Source organism: Kaistia terrae (genome assembly GCF_026344005.1).
GTDB lineage: Bacteria > Pseudomonadota > Alphaproteobacteria > Rhizobiales > Kaistiaceae > Kaistia > Kaistia terrae.
In genome coordinates this window covers 378,406-395,238 of record NZ_JAPKNH010000001.1, presented here as the reverse complement: position 1 = coordinate 395,238, position 16,833 = coordinate 378,406, and the positions used below count along the sequence as shown (strand labels likewise).

Sequence of the window (16,833 nt, the reverse complement as noted above, 5' to 3'; positions counted from 1 at the left end):
GCATACTCATGCGGCTGGGCAGCCCCAGCCGCGCTGGAACTATCGTCAGGGCTTGGCAGGTCGGCTTCCGATTGACCGAGGGGAGCTGTTTTTGAGCGATTTTCCACGGCCAGATAGACTCGGGTTTGTCATGAAATACTGATGGGCGTTGAAGACTTCTTCGCCCTTGCGCGGCACGATCCTTCGGGACGTTCCATCAGGCTGGATTTCCCAACTCTGCTGGTTGTCCTTCATGTTGGCGACCATGATCTGATCGAGCACCTGTTCGTGCACGGTCGGATTCAGCATCGGGATCATCGCTTCCACGCGACGATCGAGGTTCCGCGGCATCAGGTCTGCTGACCCGATATAGACGATCGCTTCCGGCGAGGGCAACCCGTGGCCATTGCCGAAGCAGAGAATGCGGGCGTGCTCCAGGAAACGGCCCACGATGGATTTGACCCGGATCCGGTCTGAAAGGCCCGGCACTCGGGGCCTCAGGCAACAGATGCCGCGGATGACGAGATCGATCTCGACCCCGGCCCGGCTGGCATCATAGAGCGCATCGATGATCTGCGGATCGACGAGCGAATTCATCTTCATCCAGATCGCGCCGGGCCGTCCGGCCTTCACATGGTCGATCTCGGCATAGATCAGATCGAGGATGCGCTTGCGCAGGAAATGCGGCGATGTCGAAAGGCGCTCGATTTCCACAGGCTCGGTATAGCCGGTGATGTAATTGAAAATGCGCGCCACATCGCGGGCGATCGCCGGATCATCCGAGAAATAGGACAAATCCGTGTAAACGCGGGCGGTGACGGGGTGGTAGTTGCCCGTGCCGATATGGACGTAGCTGACCAACGCTCCGCCCTCGCGGCGAACCACCAGCGACAGCTTGGCGTGGGTCTTCAGCTCGATGAAGCCATAGACGACCTGCACGCCAGCGCGCTCCAGATCGCGCGCCCACTTGATGTTGGCTTCCTCGTCGAACCGTGCCTTGAGTTCGACCAGCGCCGTCACCGACTTGCCGGCTTCGGCGGCTTCCTGCAGCGCCTTGACGATCGGGCTATCCTTCGATGTCCGATAGAGCGTCTGCTTGATCGCCACGACATCCGGATCCAGCGCTGCCTGGCGCAGATACTGCACCACGGTGTCGAACGACTCGTAGGGATGGTGGACGATCAGGTCCTTCTTGCGGATTGCCGCGAAGCAATCGCCGCCATTTTCGCGGATACGCTCGGGGAAGCGGGCCTGATAGGGCGGAAATTTGAGGTTGGGCCGGTCGATACCGACAAGCTGCGCCAAGTCGTTGAGCGCCAGCATGCCGTTGACCAGGAATATCTCGTCCGGCAGCACGGCGAGCGCACCGGCAACAAAATTGCGCAAGGCGTCCGGCGTGGCCGATTCGATCTCCAACCGGATCACCGAACCGCGCCGGCGACGCTTCAGCGCCGTCTCGAAGAAGCGAACGAGATCCTCGGCTTCTTCCTCGACCTCGATATCGGAGTCGCGAATGATGCGGAAAGCGCCGACGCCCTCGATCGTGTAGCTCGGGAACAACCGTGCCGTGAACAGCGAGACCGCATTCTCGAGGCTGATGAAGCGCTCGATTCCAGTTTCGGACGCCGGCAGGCGGATGAAGCGGTCTAGCGTCATCGGCACGCGCAGCAGCGCCGTCATGCGATTGCCGGTCGCAAGGCGAACGAGCTGCAATACCAGCGAGAAGCCGAGATTGGGGATGAACGGGAACGGGTGCGCCGGGTCGATGGCGAGCGGCGTCAGGACCGGGAAGATCGAGTCCATGAAATAGCCCTCAAGCCAGCCGCGTTCGCTGTCCTTGAGGTCCACCGGATCGACCAGCATGATGCCGGCAATGGCGAGTTCGCCGCGCAGCTCCGCCCAGCGGTTCTGCTGCTCGGATGCCAACTGACCAACGGCATCGGCGATCTTGACCAGTTGCTCGCTCGGCGTCAGGCCGTCGTCGCTGGTCATGCTCACGCCTTCGCGCTGCTGACCGCGAAGGCCAGCGACGCGCACCATAAAGAACTCATCGAGGTTATTGGCCGAGATCGACAGGAACCGCAGGCGCTCCAGCAGCGGATGCTGCGGGTTGCCCGATTCCTCGAGAACGCGGCGATTGAACTCCAGCCAGGAGATCTCGCGATTTATGAAGCGCTCCGGGCTGTGGCGCAGCCGGTTCGCGTCTTTCGCTTCAATCTTGAGGGCAGCCAGCGCCGCCTCCGCGTCAGGATTCTTCTGGTCCATATCGCTCTTCCAATCGCATCTTTCCGCGAGGATACACGCGAATTGTGACAATTGCCTCAGGAACGGAGCGCAAAGCGATCATTCGCCGTCAAAAGGTAATTCCGGCTCATCGCCGGCCTCCCGCGTCAGCACGGCCGCCGCCAATTGCCGGGTGATCGGCCGTCCCGCCGCCAGGGCTTCATGATCGAGAAGCTCAACCAGCCGGTTTGCCGCCCCCAGCGAGCGCTCCATGCGTCGACTGATGAAATCGACCACAGCGGGGTCCACCGCCACCTGCCGATCGGCAAAAAGCTTCACGATGACGCGAGCCAGCAACTCGTCGTCCGGCTCGCGCAATTCGACCGGGACCGTGGCGCGCAGACGCGAGTTGAGATCGGGCAAGGCGAAATCCAGCGCCTGCAGCGGCACCCGGCTGGTCAGAAGTGCCGCGACGCGGCGCTCGCGCACCAGATTGAACAGATGGAAGAGCGCCGGCTGCGAGACGCCCTCTTCGTGCAGATCCTCGACCAGAACGGGGCTTTCGCCGACGAGTTCGTCCAGCCCGGTCGTTGCCAGATCGCGGGCCGCGATCTCGACAGCGCCGGTGGCCGCCTTCCAGATCTGGCCGAGATGGGTCTTGCCCGAACCGACCGGACCGACAAGAAGCGCCACCGGATTGGGCCAATCGGGAAAGCGATCAATCAGGGCGACAGCCGACTGGTTGGCCCGCCCGACGATGAAATCCGCGCGCGTCATGGCGGCGCTGTGCGGCAGCGAAAGCGGCAATTGCCGCTGGGAATCACTCATAGGAATACGCTCGAACGACACCGCTCAACCAAGCGCGGGGGGCTGGTCGTCACCGCCCGCCTGCCCCCGATAGATCGGGCTCGTCAGATAGCGCGCAATCGCGAAGCGCATCAAGACAGCGACGGCCGCAGCGGCCGGGACAGCCACAAGAAGACCGACAAAGCCGAACAGCGCACCGAAGGCGAACAGCGCGAACATCAGCCAGACGGGATGCAACCCGACGCTGCGCCCGACAAGCCGCGGCTGCAGGATGTTGCCTTCGATGAACTGGCCGACCATGAAGACCAGCACCGTTGCGCCGATCCACGGCCACTCCGGCCAGAACTGCACCAGCGCGACGCTGACACCGACGATAAAGCCGACCGTCGTGCCGACATAAGGAATGAAGGACAGAATGCCCGCGCCGATGCCGATCAGCAGGCCGAAATTCAATCCGATCAGCATCAGTCCAAAGGCATAGATGCAGCCGAGCAGCATGCAGACGAGCCCCTGCCCGCGCACGAAACCCGCAATCGCGTGGTCGATGTCGCGGGCGATGGCGCGCACCGTCTCGACATTGTCGCGCGGCACCCAGCTGTCGATCCGCGCCACCATCTTGTCCCAGTCGATCAGCATGTAGAAGGCCACGACCGGCGTCACGACGAAGAGCGCCGCGACGTCTACCAGCGCCGAGCCACCGCTCCACAGCGACTTCAGGACCGTCGAAAGCCAGCCTGCGGCCTCGGTCATCAGCGTGCCCATGGAATTCTTCAGCTGGTCAGGATCGACCTGAAGCATCTGGCCGACGCGCGTTTCGAGGAACGCCTGCACCAGCGCCTGCACCTGCACCGCATAGGTAGGGACCTTGTCGACCAGGCCGGCGAGCTGATTGACCAGCAGGGGCACGATCAGGAGTACCAGCAGCACCAGCAGCAAGATGAAGCCGATCAGGATCACCAGCGATGCCGCGAGCCGGCTCAGGCCGCGTCGCTCCAACCAATCGGCGATCGGATCCAGCCCGTAGGCTACCGCCATGCCGACCAGGAACGGCAAGAGGACGTTGCTGAACACAAAAAGGAAAACGACGAAGACCAGGAGCGCGCCCAGCCAAAACCCGATGTGACGTTGCAGATTCACGGCGCAGGCGCCCTCTCGTTTTCATCGGTCGGCCGGGCCATCCGCCTCGATCCATTGCGCTCCAGATAGGGCTTGCATGGCAAAGCGGTCAAGGCGAGGCGATTGCAAGTTACCGGAACCAAGGCACATTCGAACGGCGTTCCCACCGTCTCGGCTGACCGCCCGGCCCTGCAAGCGTCGCCGCGGGACGCGCATCTTCCGGGAGACTCGAGAAACTCACGCCTCGAGCTGCGTGCGTGGAGCGAGTTGCCGCGTCATCAACATCAGGACCGGCTTCTCGACATAGCGGTAGAGCAGCAAGCCGACGATGGCGGTAGCGGCGATGGCGACCGCCGAAAAGCCGAGAAGCCCGCCGGGAACACTGGCGATCTCGAAGCGGCGCGCCGCCTGCCCCAGCGCGGACAGGACGATGCCGTGTGAGAGATAAATCGAATAGGAGGCGTCGCCGAGCCCGTGAAGCAGTGGCCAGGAATGAACGCCGCCGCCGCCGCGCTCCACCGCGAGGGCGCCTGCAACGATGATGGCTGCCGGCACGCCCAGCTTGAACAGGCGATCCGCCTCGGGCAGTGCGACGCTGAGGCCGAAAAGTGCGACAAAGCCGGACACAACCATCCCCCACCCGAGCCAGCCTGGCAGGCGCGCGCCGCTCGTGAACAGGCTGCCGATGACGAGCCCGAGCGCGAATTCGAGGATCAGCTTGCTTGTGTAGAAGCCGAGCAGTGTGTTCGGATCAGGCGCCGCCAGCACATTAACCAACACCAGGACGGCAAGAGCGCCGACCACCACGGCCAGGCGTCGCGACCGGTCGAGAAGAAGGCTGGCGCCGAAGAGGAGATAGAAGAACATCTCGTAGTTCAGGGTCCAGCCCGGAACGAGCAACGGCTGCATGTCGTTGAGGACCGGATGGAGCGACGGGATGAAGAGGTATGAACGGACGATATGGCCGAGGTCGAAAGCACCGCTCTGCAATGTCGACGGGCGCACAATCAGGACCAGGAGGATGACGCTGGTCAGCAGCCAGTAGAGCGGCACGATCCGCACCAGGCGGCGGCGATAAAATGACACCGGCGACGCATCTCGGTCATAGGTCGTCACCCACATGATGAATCCGGTGATGACAAAGAAGATGTCGACGCCGCCAGCGAGGCCAGTCGGCCAGAAGCCCCGATAGCCCAGCCCCGTCAGTTGCAATTCGAGGTGAAAGAAGACAACCATCAGGGCGGCGATAGCCCTAAGGTATTGAATTGACTTCATTTCCCTCTTCACCGGGCTTTCCCCTCCATCGCCCGGACTGATAGCGCGCCACGTGCCAACTCAAGACATCGCATAAACAGCTTAACGCTGCATCACTCTGCGCGGGGCGGCCCGGACGCCTCCACGGTCGCGGTTTTGCCGCGATAAAGGTTGACGGCGACGGCGCGGATGTGGTCCTCCCTGCGCAAAGCAACCGGGATCCTTCGATGACCGAAAAGACCGGCGCCAAAAACGCCCTCAGCTACGCCGACGCAGGCGTCGATATCGACGCCGGCAATCGCTTGGTCGATATGATCAAGCCGCTCGTCAAGGCGACCCGTCGCCCCGGCGCAGACGCCGACATCGGCGGCTTCGGCGGCGTCTTCGATCCGAAGGCGGCCGGCTATACCGATCCGCTGCTCGTCGCCGCCAATGATGGCGTCGGCACCAAGCTCAAGGTCGCGATCGACACCGGCATCCATGACACGGTCGGCATCGATCTCGTCGCCATGTGTGTCAACGACCTGATCGTCCAGGGCGCCGAGCCGCTGTTCTTCCTCGACTACTTCGCCACCGGCAAGCTCGATCCTCAGGAAGCCGCGACCGTCGTTGCCGGTATCGCGCAAGGTTGCCGCATCGCCGGCGCCGCGCTGATCGGCGGCGAGACGGCCGAGATGCCCGGCCTCTACAAGGCAGGCGATTATGACCTCGCCGGCTTCGCCGTCGGCGCCGTCGAGCGTACCGGCCTGTTGCCGCGCCCCGACGTTGCCGAAGGCGACGTGCTGCTCGGCCTCGCCTCGTCCGGCGTGCATTCGAACGGTTTCTCGCTGGTTCGCAAGATCGTCGAGCTATCGGGCCTTGGCTTTGACGCCTCCGCGCCGTTCGCGCCGGAGCTTTCGTTAGGCCGCGCCTTGCTGGAGCCGACGCGCATCTATGTGAAGCCGCTGCTCGCCGCCATCCGCGCCACCGGCGCGATCAAGGCGATGGCGCACATCACCGGCGGTGGCTTCGTCGACAACATCCCGCGCGTGCTGCCGGACGCGCTGGCCGCTTCCGTTGATCTTGACGCCGTCAACGTCCCGCCGGTCTTCGGCTGGTTGGCGAAAACCGGCGGCGTCGCCGAACACGAGATGCTGCGCACCTTCAACTGCGGTGTCGGCATGATCGTCGTCGTCGGAGCCGAGGATGCGGACGCCGTCACGGCGGCGCTGGCCGCCGAAGGCGAGACCGTCATGCGGCTCGGCACGCTGGTGCCGCGCACCGGCGAAGGCGTCGAGTTCTCCGGCGCGCTGGCGCTTTGACGATGGCGAGAAAGCGGGTCGCGATCCTGATCTCGGGCCGCGGCTCGAACATGACGGCGCTGATCGAGGCGGCCGCCGATCCCGACTATCCGGCCGAGATCGCGCTGGTAGTGGCAAACCGCGCCGATGCGGGCGGGCTTGTCCGCGCCGCCGAGGCCGGCATCGCCACCGCCGTCATCGACCACAAGGCCTATGCCAGCCGCGCCGAATTCGACGCGGCGATGGATGCGCGCCTGCGCGCCGAAAACATCGACCTTGTCTGCCTCGCCGGCTTCATGCGTCTCCTGACCGATGGTTTTGTCGAAGGCTGGCGCGACCGGATGATCAACATCCATCCATCGCTGCTGCCACTCTTCCCCGGCCTCGACACGCATGAGCGGGCAATCGAAGCCGGTATGCGGCTGACCGGCTGCACCGTGCATTTCGTCCGCACGCAGATGGATTCCGGCCCGATCATCGGTCAGGCCGCCGTGCCGATCGCGTTTGACGACACGCCCGACACGCTTTCGAAGCGCGTGCTGACGGCCGAGCATCAGCTCTATCCGCTGGCGCTCGCCCTCGTCGCCTCCGGCCTGGCAACGGCCGAGAATGAGCGCCTCGTGATCCAAAGTGACCTGCCGGCCGAGCTGGGCGGCATGCTGGTGAGCCCGAGCTTCGTCGGCTAGGGCGGCTCTCAACCGGCCACGCCGCGCGCCAGCAGGAACGCGGCGGTGCCGACCAGCAGGGTTACGGCCGATATGACGCCGAACAGGCGTCCGAACCGTGCGCCGCCGATCACCAGCGCGTAGATGGCCTTGGCGACGGTATTCGCCGCCACGGCCGAAGCGATGGCCAACGCCCCGATCCTGATATCCAGCGATGGAAGCCCCGTCACCGTCACCGTTGCGGCGTCGACGTCGGCTATGCCGGCCAGCGCCGACACCGCGACAATGCCGGCGGGACCGAAGACGGAAGACGCCGCGCGCACAGCAAAGCCGATCGCGGCGAGGAACAGCGCGACCTTCAGGACCCCGGCGAGGTCAAACGGATTGCCGATCGGCGGGGCTTCATGCGGTGCGGCAATCCGCCCGCGCATCAGCCACGCAGCTCCCGCAGCCATACCTAGCGCGCCGAGGATGAGCGGTGGCAGCAGCACCGAGGCCAGCGCGGGGACGAGCCCGACCGCGAGTATGGCAGTCCGCAGATAGGACACGCTGCCCGCCACCGCCGCACCGGCCGCCAGCCGGTGAGCGTCGCCACCGTCAGCCGCCTGTCGCGCGTTGCCGAGTGTCAGCGCAGTCGAGGAAATCAGCCCGCCCGCCGCCCCTGCCGCCAGTTCCCCGCGCCCGGCACCAAACACGCGAACGGCGACGTAACCGACATAGGAAATGGCCGCGAGCAGGATGGCCAGCGACCAGACCGCCCGCAGCGAGACGCCTCCGAAGGGGCCGAACGGCGTTGCGGGCAGTAGGGGCAGGATGACAAAGCTCATCGCCAGCAGAATGATGGCCGATCGCAACTCGACCCAGCTGAGGCGCTCGATGAAGCGGTGCAACGGCTCGCGACTGGCGAGTATCGCCGTCAGTCCAACGGCGCCGGCGGCTGCCAGCCGGAGGTCACCGACCACTGCCAGAACTCCGAACAGATAGGTGACCATCGCCGCGACAACGGTCGTCACGCTGAAATCGGATTCCGCCTGCGCCTCGCGCCATTTGTAGAAGGCGAAGATGCCGGCGAAGGCGAGGAAGATCCCAGCGACAACAATGCCGGGCGCCCCTCCGGCAGGAAGCGCCGCTTCGACCAGCCCGGCGGCACCGCCGAGCATTCCAATCAGCGCAAAGGTGCGGATGCCGGCGGTTCGCTGGCCCGACGCCGCCTCGCGCTCGCGCCAATGACGCTCGACGCCAACCGTCAAGCCGATCGCGGCAGCCACGGCGAGGCGATAGAACGGCTCAAACTCATCCACGCGCCTTCTCCGGCAAAGTATCAACGCGTTCGATCATAGCGGCAGACGCACCGCGAGCCAGAGGGCCGCCTCAGGCTGCCTTCACCCAGACCTTGGTGTCATGCACCGCCGCGCCACCGAAAGGCGCCACCGGGTCGGCGCCCGTCAGCGTGTTGATGCCCTTGCCGTCGATAAAGGCGCTGTTGGGCCAGAGACCTTCCGAGATCACCACGCCGCGCTTCAACCCGTCGAAGAGCTTCACATGCAGCTTGACCTCGCCGCGCGTGTTGCCGACCTTGACCAGATCCTCTTCCGCGAGGCCGAGACCGGCGGCATCGTCTGGATGGATCATCAGTTCCGGCCGGCGCTCACGCCCGATCGAAGTTGGCGTCTCGTTGAAGGTCGAATTCAGGAACTGCCTTGCCGGCGAGGTGGCCAGGCGGAATGGATGCGCCTCGTCGGCCGCCTCGATCGAGCCCCAGTGGTCGGGCAGCGTCGGCATATCGGCGTGCGGACCGACCGCGCCATAGTTCTCGCTATCGACAGCGGTCCAATCAACGCGGAAATGATATTTTCCGTCGCCATGGCCGAAACCGTTGAGGTAATGCGCGGTTTCGAAATCCGACTGGCAATCGATCCAGCGCGTCTGTTCGAGATCGGCCAGCGTGCCCCAGCCCGAACGCTGCAACATCAGGTCGATATGCTCGCGCTCGGTCATGGCGAAGCCCGGCTGCTCCAGCCCCAGCCGCTTGGCGAGGCCTGCGATCACCTGATGATTGGTGCGGCATTCGGCCGGCGGATCGACCAGCTTGGGGCCGAGGATGATGTATTGGTGGCCGCCGCCCTTGTAGATGTCGTCATGCTCCAGGAACATCGTCGCCGGCAGCACGATATCGGCCATCCTCGCCGTATCGGTCATGATCTGCTCATGCACCGCGACGAAAAGATCCGGCCGGGCGAAGCCCTGCTTCACCAGCGTCTGGTCGGGGCAAACCGTTACCGGATTGGTGTTCTGGATGATCATCGCCGTCACCGGCGGCCCGCCGGCCAGCGCGTCGGGATCGTTGGTAAGCACCGATGCGGTGCGCGACTGGTCGAGTTGGCGCACGCTTGGGTCGAGCAGATCGAGCCCCTCGATCGCCGTCTTGTCGAGATGGAAGATGCCGCTGTTCGAATGGAACGCGCCGCCGCCTTCATATTGCCAGGCGCCGGTCACCGCCGGGATCGACAGCGCCGCATGCATCGCCACCGCGCCGTTGCGTTGTCTTGAGAAGCCATAGCCGAGCCTGAAGAACGTTTTCCTGGTCGTGCCGATCAGGGTAGCGAACGCTTCGATCTCGGCGACATCGAGCCCGGTGATGGCGGCCGCCCATTCCGGCGTCTTGTCGGCCAGATGCGCCTCAAGCGCCTGCGGCTCGTCCGTATAGCGGGCCAGATAGGCACGGTCGGCGTGGCCATCGCGAAACAGGATGTGCATGACGGCGCAGGCAAGCGCCGCGTCGGTGCCGGGCTTGAGGCACAGCGCGAGATCGGCCTGCTTCATCGTCTCGTTCTGGTAGATGTCGATCGCGACGATCTTGGCGCCGCGCTCTTTGCGCGCCTTGATGGCGTGAGTCATGACATTGACCTGGGTTGCCACCGCATTGGTCCCCCAGATCACCACGCAATCCGACTTCGCCATCTCGCGCGGATCGGAGCCGGCGATCTTGCCCGTCCCGGCAATGTATCCCGTCCAGGCCATGTTGGTGCAGATCGTGCCGTAGAAGCCGGAATAGCGCTTCGCATGGCGTAGCCGGTTGATGCCGTCGCGCTGCACCAGGCCCATCGTTCCGGCATAGTAGTATGGCCAGACCGTCTCGGCGCCGAGCTTGGCCTCGGCCTTCAGGAAGGCCTCAGCCACTTCGTCGAGCGCATCTTCCCAGTCAATAAACTGCCATTCGCCAGATCCCTTTTCGCCTTTGCGGCGAAGGGGTTGCGTCAAGCGGTTCGGATTGTTCACCCGCTCGGCATAGCGCGCGACCTTCGCGCAGATCACACCCTGGGTATAGTCGTTGTCCTTCGCCCCGCGGATGCGGCCGATCTTGTTGCCCGCGAGAATCTCGACATCGAGCGCGCAGGTCGACGGGCAATCATGCGGACAGGCCGAATGACCGGTACGGGGGAAGGCGGGAGCATTCATGGCGTGGTGTTTCCGTGTGTCACCCCGTTATCGCGCTATATTGCGGCGCGGTCCATGGCCGGAGCAAACCGCGCCCCCGGCGCATCGCCGCGCCCTTTGACAGCAGCGTTCCTCAGGCGGATCCTGTGGCGTCGAACCACACGAAGGAACCGAGATGAGCGATCCGACGAACCCAAACGGCGGTGCATTTGTGCGCGAGGGCGGTTGTCGCTGCGGCGCGGTGCGGCTGAAAATCAGCGCCCCGCCGCTCCTCACCATGGCTTGCCACTGCACTGGCTGCCAGAAAATGTCGTCAAGCGCCTACTCGCTCTCGGCCGCCATCCCCAGCCCCGCCTTCGAGGTGACGAAGGGCGAACCCGTCATCGGCGGCCTGCACGGCGCCTCGAAGCACTATTTCTGCGGTCATTGCATGTCGTGGATGTTCACCCGGCCCGAGGGCATCGACTTTTTCGTCAATCTCCGTCCGACCATGCTCGATGATCCAAGCTGGTTCGCGCCCTACATGGAGACGTGGACGAGCGAAAAGCTCCCCTGGGCGACCACACCGGCGGTGCGCAGCTTTGCCGCCCTTCCGCCGGAGGATAGCTATGTAGGCATGACATGATCGCTGGCTATGCGGAGATGTTTAGCCAGCGGGAAGTGATGACGTAAGAGCCTGATATCGTTGCGCGGTTGCTCCGACAGGCGCCCCTCCATTCTGGGGGGCGCCACCGTTCTTTCCAGTAATCAGGAAGGTTCGCCATGGCCGATTTTCTCATTCACAACAAAGCTCTCATCCTCGTCGGTGATGGACGCAAGGCACTGTTCCTGCGCAATCGAGGCACGCCAAAAGAGTTGGATCTGGCGGTCGAGCAGATCATAGGCAGCCCGTATAATCCGTCGACGCGCGAACAGGGCAGTGACCGTCCCGGCCGCGTCATGCAGAGCGTCGGCTCCGCCCGCAGCGCCGTTGAACAGACGGATTGGCATACGCTGGAAGAGCAGAAATTCGCAGGCATCATCGCGGAGGCGCTCTATCGAGCCGCTCTCGAGAATGTTTTCACCGAATTGGTGATCGTCGCGCCGCCCAAAATTCTGGGCGCGCTGCGACAGAGCTTCCACAAGCAGGTCAGCGATCGGATCCACGGCGAAGTGACGAAGACGCTGACATCCGTTCCCGTCGGGGAGATCCAGCGCCTGCTCGCGGCCTGAACGACGGGCGGAGGGTGCCCCTGCCTCTGTTCGCCTCATAATTCGAACGACGCTTGAATCGCCCTTGCACCGCCGCCTTGGCAATGCCAACACCGTGGGCATGAATTATCGTCACGCCTATCACGCCGGAAATTTCGCCGATGTCGTCAAGCACGCCATCCTCGCTCTGCTCATCGAGCATCTGAAGGTCAAGGAAAAGCCGTTCCGGGTGATCGACACCCATGCCGGTACCGGCCTTTACGACCTGACCGCCACCGAGGCGGGCAAGACGGGTGAATGGCAGGGTGGCATCGGCAAGCTGCTGCGCCCTGACGGCAAGCCGGCGGTCGAACTGACGCGCAAGCTCGCCGAAGCGCTGGCGCCATATCTGGCAACCGTCGCCGCCGCCAATCCGAACGGCAAGCTGAAGCACTATCCCGGCTCGCCCTGGATCATCCGTCATCTCCTGCGCGAGACCGACCGGATGACGGCGGTCGAAATGCATCCGACCGATCATGCGACGCTGGCGGCGCGGTTCGCCGGCGACATCCAGGTCAAGGCAATCGAACTGGACGGCTGGCTGGCGCTTGGCTCGTTCGTGCCGCCGAAGGAGCGGCGCGGGCTGGTGCTGATCGATCCGCCGTTCGAACAGCCGGACGAATTCAAGACGATGTCCGAGCGGTTCGAGAAGGCATATCAGCGCTGGCCGACCGGCACCTTCGCGCTCTGGTATCCAATCAAGGACCTTGGCGCGGTATCGAACTTCCACCGGCGGCTGGCGGAAAGCGGCATCACCAAGCTGCTGGGAGCCGAACTCTGGATCCGCGAGCGGTCGAATCCCGACACGTTCAACGGCACCGGCCTCATCATCTGCAACCCACCCTGGCAGCTCGACCGCACGCTCGATACGCTGCTGACCGGCCTCGCGCCGATCCTGGCCGAGTCCGACAAGGCCGGCCGCCGCGTCTGGTGGCTGCGCGGCGAGAAATAGCGCGCCCCGCCATCGAAGCGGGACGCGTGGGTTTCAGGATGGTCAGGCCGCGATCACGCGATCCGGCCTGGCGTCGAAGTCGAGGATCGGGCCGACCGGGACGATACCGGTTGGGTTGATCGTCTTGTGGCTCTCGTAATAGTGCCGCTTGATGTGGTCGAAATCGACCGTCTCGCGGATACCGGCCACCTGATAGAGTTCTCGCGTGTAGGACCACAGCGCCGGATAGTCGACGAGCCGGCGCAGATTGCATTTGAAGTGGCCGACATAGACGGGATCGAAGCGCAGCAGCGTCGTGAACAGACGCCAGTCCGCTTCCGTCAACCGATCTCCCGCGACGTAGCGCTGCCGCGAAAGCAGGCCCTCCAGCCAATCGAGGCTGGCGAAAAGCGGATGGAGCGCTTCCTCATAGGCCGACTGGCTGGTGGCGAAGCCGGCCTTGTAGACGCCGTTATTGACCGTGTCGTAGATCCGCGCATTGAGCGCGTCGATCTCGGACCGCAGCGCCTCGGGATAATAGTCGCCAGGCTTGGCGCCGACACCGTCGAAGGCTGAATTCAGCATGCGGATGATCTCGGACGATTCATTGCTGACGATCGTCCCGGTCTGCTTGTCCCAAAGCACCGGCACCGTGACGCGGCCCGAATAGTCGGGATTGGCCTTGGTGTAGACCTGATGGAGATATTCGAAGCCGTTGATCTTGTCGGCGGTGACGCCCTCGCCCGGCGCGAAGGTCCAGCCATGCTCGCCCATCAGCCAGTGGACAACCGAATAGTCGATCATTCCCTCCAGCCCCTTCAAGGCGCGGAAGATCATGACACGGTGAGCCCACGGACAGGCGCGCGCGATATAGAGGTGATAACGGCCCGGTTCGGCCTTGAAGCCGCCCTGACCCGTCGGCCCGGGACTTCCGTCCGCCGTCACCCAGTTGCGAAAGCCGGCGGCGCTGCGCTCGAAACGACCGCCGGTGTTGCGCGTGTCATACCATTGGTCCTGCCAAATTCCGTCGACCAGAAGTCCCATATCGATGCTCCATTCCTTGTTGAGCGACATATTGGAGCAAACGGGACGTGTTGCCAGCCGTCCACACGGCGACGAACTGTTCACCACCCTGCCCGGTCGAAGCCAGTGCGCGCTTGACCATGCCGGGGGTGTGACGCATCGTCTTTCAAAGCCTCCTCTGGGGAATCGCAACCATGATCCGTCGCCTTCTCGCCGCCCTCGCCCTCACCGCCACGCTTGTGGGCTCGGGCGCCGCCCTCGCCGCCGACTATGACGGCAGCTATGGCGAGCAGGAGGTGCGCAGGGGCTGGGACCGTGGCAGCGTGCCGAATTGCGATGCGCCCGCTGTGCTCTCCAACATGGCCAAGCGCTATCATTGGGCAAACACCCACACATGGGGCAACAACCTTGCCTTCCGCGAAGTCGCCGCGACCCAGGAGACCGAGTTTCGCCCCGGCGATCCGGGCCTGATCGACCGCCGCTTCTGCAAGGCCGACGTCTATATCGCCGACGATATCCGTCCCACGGCGGTCTATTACCTGATCGAGGAGCGCATGGGCTTCGCCTCGATCGGCTGGTATGTCGATTTCTGCGTATCCGGACAGGATCCCTGGCGGGTACATGATGCCGCGTGCCGCACGGTTCGCGCCGGTCGGTACTGACGGTGCATCGCATTGCCGCCTTGCGCGGACTGGTCTTCGGCCTGCTAGCGCTTTTCGTCGGATGGACGGCGGCCTTGCCGGCTGCGGCCGATACGCCGGGCGATTTCGACTTCTACGTGCTGTCGCTGTCCTGGTCTCCGACCTATTGCCAGGATCGTGGTCGCTCGGACCGCATCCAGTGTGGCGGCCCCCGCCCTTTCGCCTTTGTCGTACACGGGCTCTGGCCGCAATATGAGCGCGGCTCGCCGAGAAATTGCGACGCAGGACCGCGTAGCGGCATTCCGCGTCGTCTCGTCGACAGCATGCTGGACGTGATGCCGAGCCCCTCGCTGGTGCGGCACCAATGGCGCGCGCACGGCTCCTGCTCCGGGCTGGAGCCGGCCGATTATTTCGACCTGACGCGACAGGCGCATGATGCCGTGCGCATTCCCAAACAGTTCGTGGACCTTCCGGACTTCGTCAACGTCGCCCCGCAAGCGGTCGAAGCCGCCTTCATTGCCGCCAATCCCGGCCTCAAGGCCAGCGGCATCGCGGTCAGCTGCGACTCGCGCCGGCTGAAGGAAGTGCGGATCTGCATGACCAAGGACCTCCAGTTCCGCGCCTGTGCCGAGGTGGACCGCAAGGCCTGCCGAGCCAAGAGCGTCGGGATGCCGCCGGTACGCTGACGCTCGAATTCAAAGCGGGGCCTCGGCCAGACCACTTTGTTGTTTGAAGGACCCTCGCCTTGCTCGTTCTGCGTAGTTCTCCAGCGTCCCCCTTCGGGCGCAAGGTCAAGATCGCGGCTCATCACCTCGGCCTGACGGACCGGATTGATATCGTCGCCGCCGACACGAGCGACCCGACCGACGTGCTGCGCCAGCAAAATCCGCTCGGCAAGATTCCGGCACTGATCCTCGAAGACGGCACGGTGCTCTACGATTCCCGCGTCATCCTGGAGTATCTCGACCATCTGGCCGGCAGCGGGAAGATCATCCCGAATGAAGCCGAGAAGCGCTATCCGACACTGGCTATCCAGGCGCTGGCCGACGGTATCGCCGACGCCGCCCTCCTCCTGGTCTATGAAGGCCGCTGGCGTGATGAAGCCCTGCAGAGCGCCACATGGAAGACGCATCAGCAGGAGAAGATCCAGCGTGGTCTCGCCGCCGCCGAAGCGCTGCCGCTCGACGGAACCGTCGATGTCAGCTCGATTGCGCTCGTCTGCATGCTTGGCTATCTCGACCTGCGCTTCGCGGGAAAATGGCGTGCAGACCACCCAAGGCTTGTCGCCTTCCTCGATGACTTCGCGGCCCGCGTCCCCAGCTTCGAACTGACGCGCGTCAAAATCTGAACGACCCCCGGAGATCAAGATGAGCTTTTCAGTGGGCGATGCCCAGACCGTTGCCCAGATCCTGCGCGACGCAGCGGACACCGAGATCCTGCCGCGCTTCCGTCATCTCAGCGACGGCGCCATCCGCCAGAAGACCTCGGCCGAAGACCTCGTCACCGACGCGGACGAAGCGGCCGAACGGATGATCACCGCCGCCCTCGGCAAGGCCTTCCCCGGCGCCGTGGTCATCGGCGAAGAGGCCGTTTCGGCGGACGAGACGCTCCTGGATCATCTTGAAGGCGCCGATCTCGCCTTTGTCGTCGATCCCGTCGACGGCACCAAGAATTTCGCATCCGGACTGACGCTGTTCGGCGTCATGGCCGGTGTCGTCGTTCGCGGCGAGACAGTGGGCGGCATCATCCTCGACCCCGTCGGCGGCGACTGGACCATCGCGGTTCGGGGCGAAGGCGCGTGGACGGAAACAGCCGATGGCGGCCGCAACGACCTGAAGGTCGCCAAGTCAAAGCCGGTGAAGCAGATGTCCGGCACGGCTTCGTGGTCGCAATTGCCGGAGCCGACGCGCTCGCGCGTTTGCGCCAATCTGGCCTCGACCCGCTCGGCGGCCAACTACCGCTGCGCAGCGCATGAATATCGGATGCTGGCCGGCGGCCACAGCCACTTCGCGCTCTTCACCAAGCTGACGGTCTGGGATCACGTCGCCGGATGGCTGATCCATCAGGAGGCCGGCGGCTATTCGGCTCGCTTCGACGGCAGCCCCTATCTGGCGGCCCACCGCGAAGGCGGCCTGCTCTGCGCGTCGAACGAAGCGAGCTGGCACGAACTGCACGCCGCCCTGTTTGCCGGGACGGAGCACGCCCGCGCCTGATCTGCGCAGCGCATAACTCTGAGAGCATCGGTT

The 16,833-nt window shown here is 64.3% G+C and carries 16 protein-coding genes; 9 read left to right on the top strand and 7 right to left on the bottom strand.

Features of this window, described 5'->3' with window-relative positions; all coding sequences use genetic code 11:
* Positions 1 to 45: 45 nt before the first annotated feature.
* The 4 genes from OSH12_RS01935 to OSH12_RS01920 all read right to left on the bottom strand — a co-directional run bounded on the left by OSH12_RS01935 (position 46) and on the right by OSH12_RS01920 (position 5,400).
* Entirely contained in the window at positions 46 to 2,244 is a 2,199-nt protein-coding gene (locus tag OSH12_RS01935) for an RNA degradosome polyphosphate kinase (protein ID WP_266341815.1), read from the bottom strand.
* A gap of 78 nt (positions 2,245 to 2,322) precedes the next feature.
* Positions 2,323 to 3,030, bottom strand: a complete 708-nt coding sequence (locus tag OSH12_RS01930; protein WP_266341814.1) for a P-loop NTPase family protein — start codon at positions 3,028 to 3,030, stop codon at positions 2,323 to 2,325.
* A 24-nt stretch (positions 3,031 to 3,054) separates the two neighbouring features.
* Positions 3,055 to 4,146, bottom strand: coding sequence for an AI-2E family transporter (locus OSH12_RS01925; protein WP_266341813.1), 1,092 nt, complete (start codon positions 4,144 to 4,146; stop codon positions 3,055 to 3,057).
* A 216-nt stretch (positions 4,147 to 4,362) separates the two neighbouring features.
* Complete coding sequence (locus tag OSH12_RS01920; protein ID WP_266341812.1) at positions 4,363 to 5,400, bottom strand: acyltransferase family protein; 1,038 nt, start codon at positions 5,398 to 5,400, stop codon at positions 4,363 to 4,365.
* A gap of 206 nt (positions 5,401 to 5,606) precedes the next feature.
* Here OSH12_RS01920 and purM point away from each other — a divergent pair, with 206 nt between their 5' ends.
* Complete coding sequence (gene purM / locus OSH12_RS01915) at positions 5,607 to 6,680, top strand: phosphoribosylformylglycinamidine cyclo-ligase (RefSeq protein ID WP_266341811.1); 1,074 nt, start codon at positions 5,607 to 5,609, stop codon at positions 6,678 to 6,680.
* Between the two features lie 2 nt (positions 6,681 to 6,682).
* The gene (gene purN / locus OSH12_RS01910) at positions 6,683 to 7,345 is read left to right on the top strand and encodes a phosphoribosylglycinamide formyltransferase (RefSeq protein ID WP_266341810.1); all 663 of its coding nucleotides are present in this window, start codon (positions 6,683 to 6,685) and stop codon (positions 7,343 to 7,345) included.
* Between the two features lie 8 nt (positions 7,346 to 7,353).
* On the opposite strand, the gene OSH12_RS01905 is transcribed toward purN, so the two are convergent.
* Both OSH12_RS01905 and OSH12_RS01900 read right to left on the bottom strand, forming a co-directional pair.
* Positions 7,354 to 8,625 (bottom strand): MgtC/SapB family protein, encoded by a 1,272-nt coding sequence (locus OSH12_RS01905; RefSeq protein WP_266341809.1) that lies wholly within the window; start codon positions 8,623 to 8,625, stop codon positions 7,354 to 7,356.
* A 70-nt stretch (positions 8,626 to 8,695) separates the two neighbouring features.
* A complete protein-coding gene (locus tag OSH12_RS01900; RefSeq protein ID WP_266341808.1) occupies positions 8,696 to 10,783 on the bottom strand; it encodes a molybdopterin-containing oxidoreductase family protein in 2,088 nt (695 codons plus the stop codon).
* Positions 10,784 to 10,937: 154 nt separating this feature from the next.
* On the opposite strand from OSH12_RS01900, the gene OSH12_RS01895 reads away from it, so the two are divergent.
* The 3 genes from OSH12_RS01895 to OSH12_RS01885 all read left to right on the top strand — a co-directional run bounded on the left by OSH12_RS01895 (position 10,938) and on the right by OSH12_RS01885 (position 12,944).
* On the top strand, positions 10,938 to 11,387 hold the full coding sequence (locus OSH12_RS01895; RefSeq protein WP_266341807.1) for a GFA family protein: 450 nt from the start codon (positions 10,938 to 10,940) through the stop codon (positions 11,385 to 11,387).
* Positions 11,388 to 11,524: 137 nt separating this feature from the next.
* Positions 11,525 to 11,974, top strand: coding sequence for a host attachment family protein (locus OSH12_RS01890; protein WP_266341806.1), 450 nt, complete (start codon positions 11,525 to 11,527; stop codon positions 11,972 to 11,974).
* 100 nt (positions 11,975 to 12,074) lie between these two features.
* Positions 12,075 to 12,944, top strand: coding sequence for a 23S rRNA (adenine(2030)-N(6))-methyltransferase RlmJ (locus OSH12_RS01885; RefSeq protein WP_266342425.1), 870 nt, complete (start codon positions 12,075 to 12,077; stop codon positions 12,942 to 12,944).
* A gap of 42 nt (positions 12,945 to 12,986) precedes the next feature.
* On the opposite strand, the gene OSH12_RS01880 is transcribed toward OSH12_RS01885, so the two are convergent.
* Positions 12,987 to 13,967, bottom strand: coding sequence for a glutathione S-transferase family protein (locus tag OSH12_RS01880; protein ID WP_266341805.1), 981 nt, complete (start codon positions 13,965 to 13,967; stop codon positions 12,987 to 12,989).
* 173 nt (positions 13,968 to 14,140) lie between these two features.
* On the opposite strand from OSH12_RS01880, the gene OSH12_RS01875 reads away from it, so the two are divergent.
* Genes OSH12_RS01875 through OSH12_RS01860 form a run of 4 tightly spaced genes read left to right on the top strand, consistent with a single transcriptional unit; the run spans position 14,141 to position 16,800 of the window.
* Positions 14,141 to 14,608, top strand: coding sequence for a hypothetical protein (locus OSH12_RS01875; protein ID WP_266341804.1), 468 nt, complete (start codon positions 14,141 to 14,143; stop codon positions 14,606 to 14,608).
* Positions 14,578 to 15,273 carry a ribonuclease T2 family protein gene (locus OSH12_RS01870; protein WP_266341803.1) on the top strand — a complete coding sequence of 232 codons (696 nt, stop codon included), beginning with the start codon at positions 14,578 to 14,580 and terminating at the stop codon, positions 15,271 to 15,273. The genes OSH12_RS01875 and OSH12_RS01870 overlap by 31 nt, the downstream gene beginning before the upstream one ends.
* A 59-nt stretch (positions 15,274 to 15,332) precedes the next feature.
* A complete protein-coding gene (locus OSH12_RS01865) occupies positions 15,333 to 15,935 on the top strand; it encodes a glutathione S-transferase N-terminal domain-containing protein (RefSeq protein WP_266341802.1) in 603 nt (200 codons plus the stop codon).
* A gap of 19 nt (positions 15,936 to 15,954) precedes the next feature.
* Positions 15,955 to 16,800, top strand: coding sequence for an inositol monophosphatase family protein (locus tag OSH12_RS01860; RefSeq protein WP_266341801.1), 846 nt, complete (start codon positions 15,955 to 15,957; stop codon positions 16,798 to 16,800).
* Positions 16,801 to 16,833 lie beyond the last annotated feature (33 nt).

Excerpts from the sequence above, each read along its gene's own strand:
- OSH12_RS01935 (WP_266341815.1), bottom strand. The coding sequence starts at position 2,244 with ATGGACCAGAAGAATCCTGACGCGGAGGCGGCGCTGGCTGCCCTCAAG.
- OSH12_RS01930 (WP_266341814.1), bottom strand. The coding sequence starts at position 3,030 with ATGAGTGATTCCCAGCGGCAATTGCCGCTTTCGCTGCCGCACAGCGCC.
- OSH12_RS01920 (WP_266341812.1), bottom strand. The coding sequence starts at position 5,400 with ATGAAGTCAATTCAATACCTTAGGGCTATCGCCGCCCTGATGGTTGTC.
- purM (WP_266341811.1), top strand. The coding sequence starts at position 5,607 with ATGACCGAAAAGACCGGCGCCAAAAACGCCCTCAGCTACGCCGACGCA.
- purN (WP_266341810.1), top strand. The coding sequence starts at position 6,683 with ATGGCGAGAAAGCGGGTCGCGATCCTGATCTCGGGCCGCGGCTCGAAC.
- OSH12_RS01900 (WP_266341808.1), bottom strand. The coding sequence starts at position 10,783 with ATGAATGCTCCCGCCTTCCCCCGTACCGGTCATTCGGCCTGTCCGCAT.
- OSH12_RS01895 (WP_266341807.1), top strand. The coding sequence starts at position 10,938 with ATGAGCGATCCGACGAACCCAAACGGCGGTGCATTTGTGCGCGAGGGC.
- OSH12_RS01890 (WP_266341806.1), top strand. The coding sequence starts at position 11,525 with ATGGCCGATTTTCTCATTCACAACAAAGCTCTCATCCTCGTCGGTGAT.
- OSH12_RS01885 (WP_266342425.1), top strand. The coding sequence starts at position 12,075 with ATGAATTATCGTCACGCCTATCACGCCGGAAATTTCGCCGATGTCGTC.
- OSH12_RS01880 (WP_266341805.1), bottom strand. The coding sequence starts at position 13,967 with ATGGGACTTCTGGTCGACGGAATTTGGCAGGACCAATGGTATGACACG.
- OSH12_RS01875 (WP_266341804.1), top strand. The coding sequence starts at position 14,141 with ATGATCCGTCGCCTTCTCGCCGCCCTCGCCCTCACCGCCACGCTTGTG.
- OSH12_RS01860 (WP_266341801.1), top strand. The coding sequence starts at position 15,955 with ATGAGCTTTTCAGTGGGCGATGCCCAGACCGTTGCCCAGATCCTGCGC.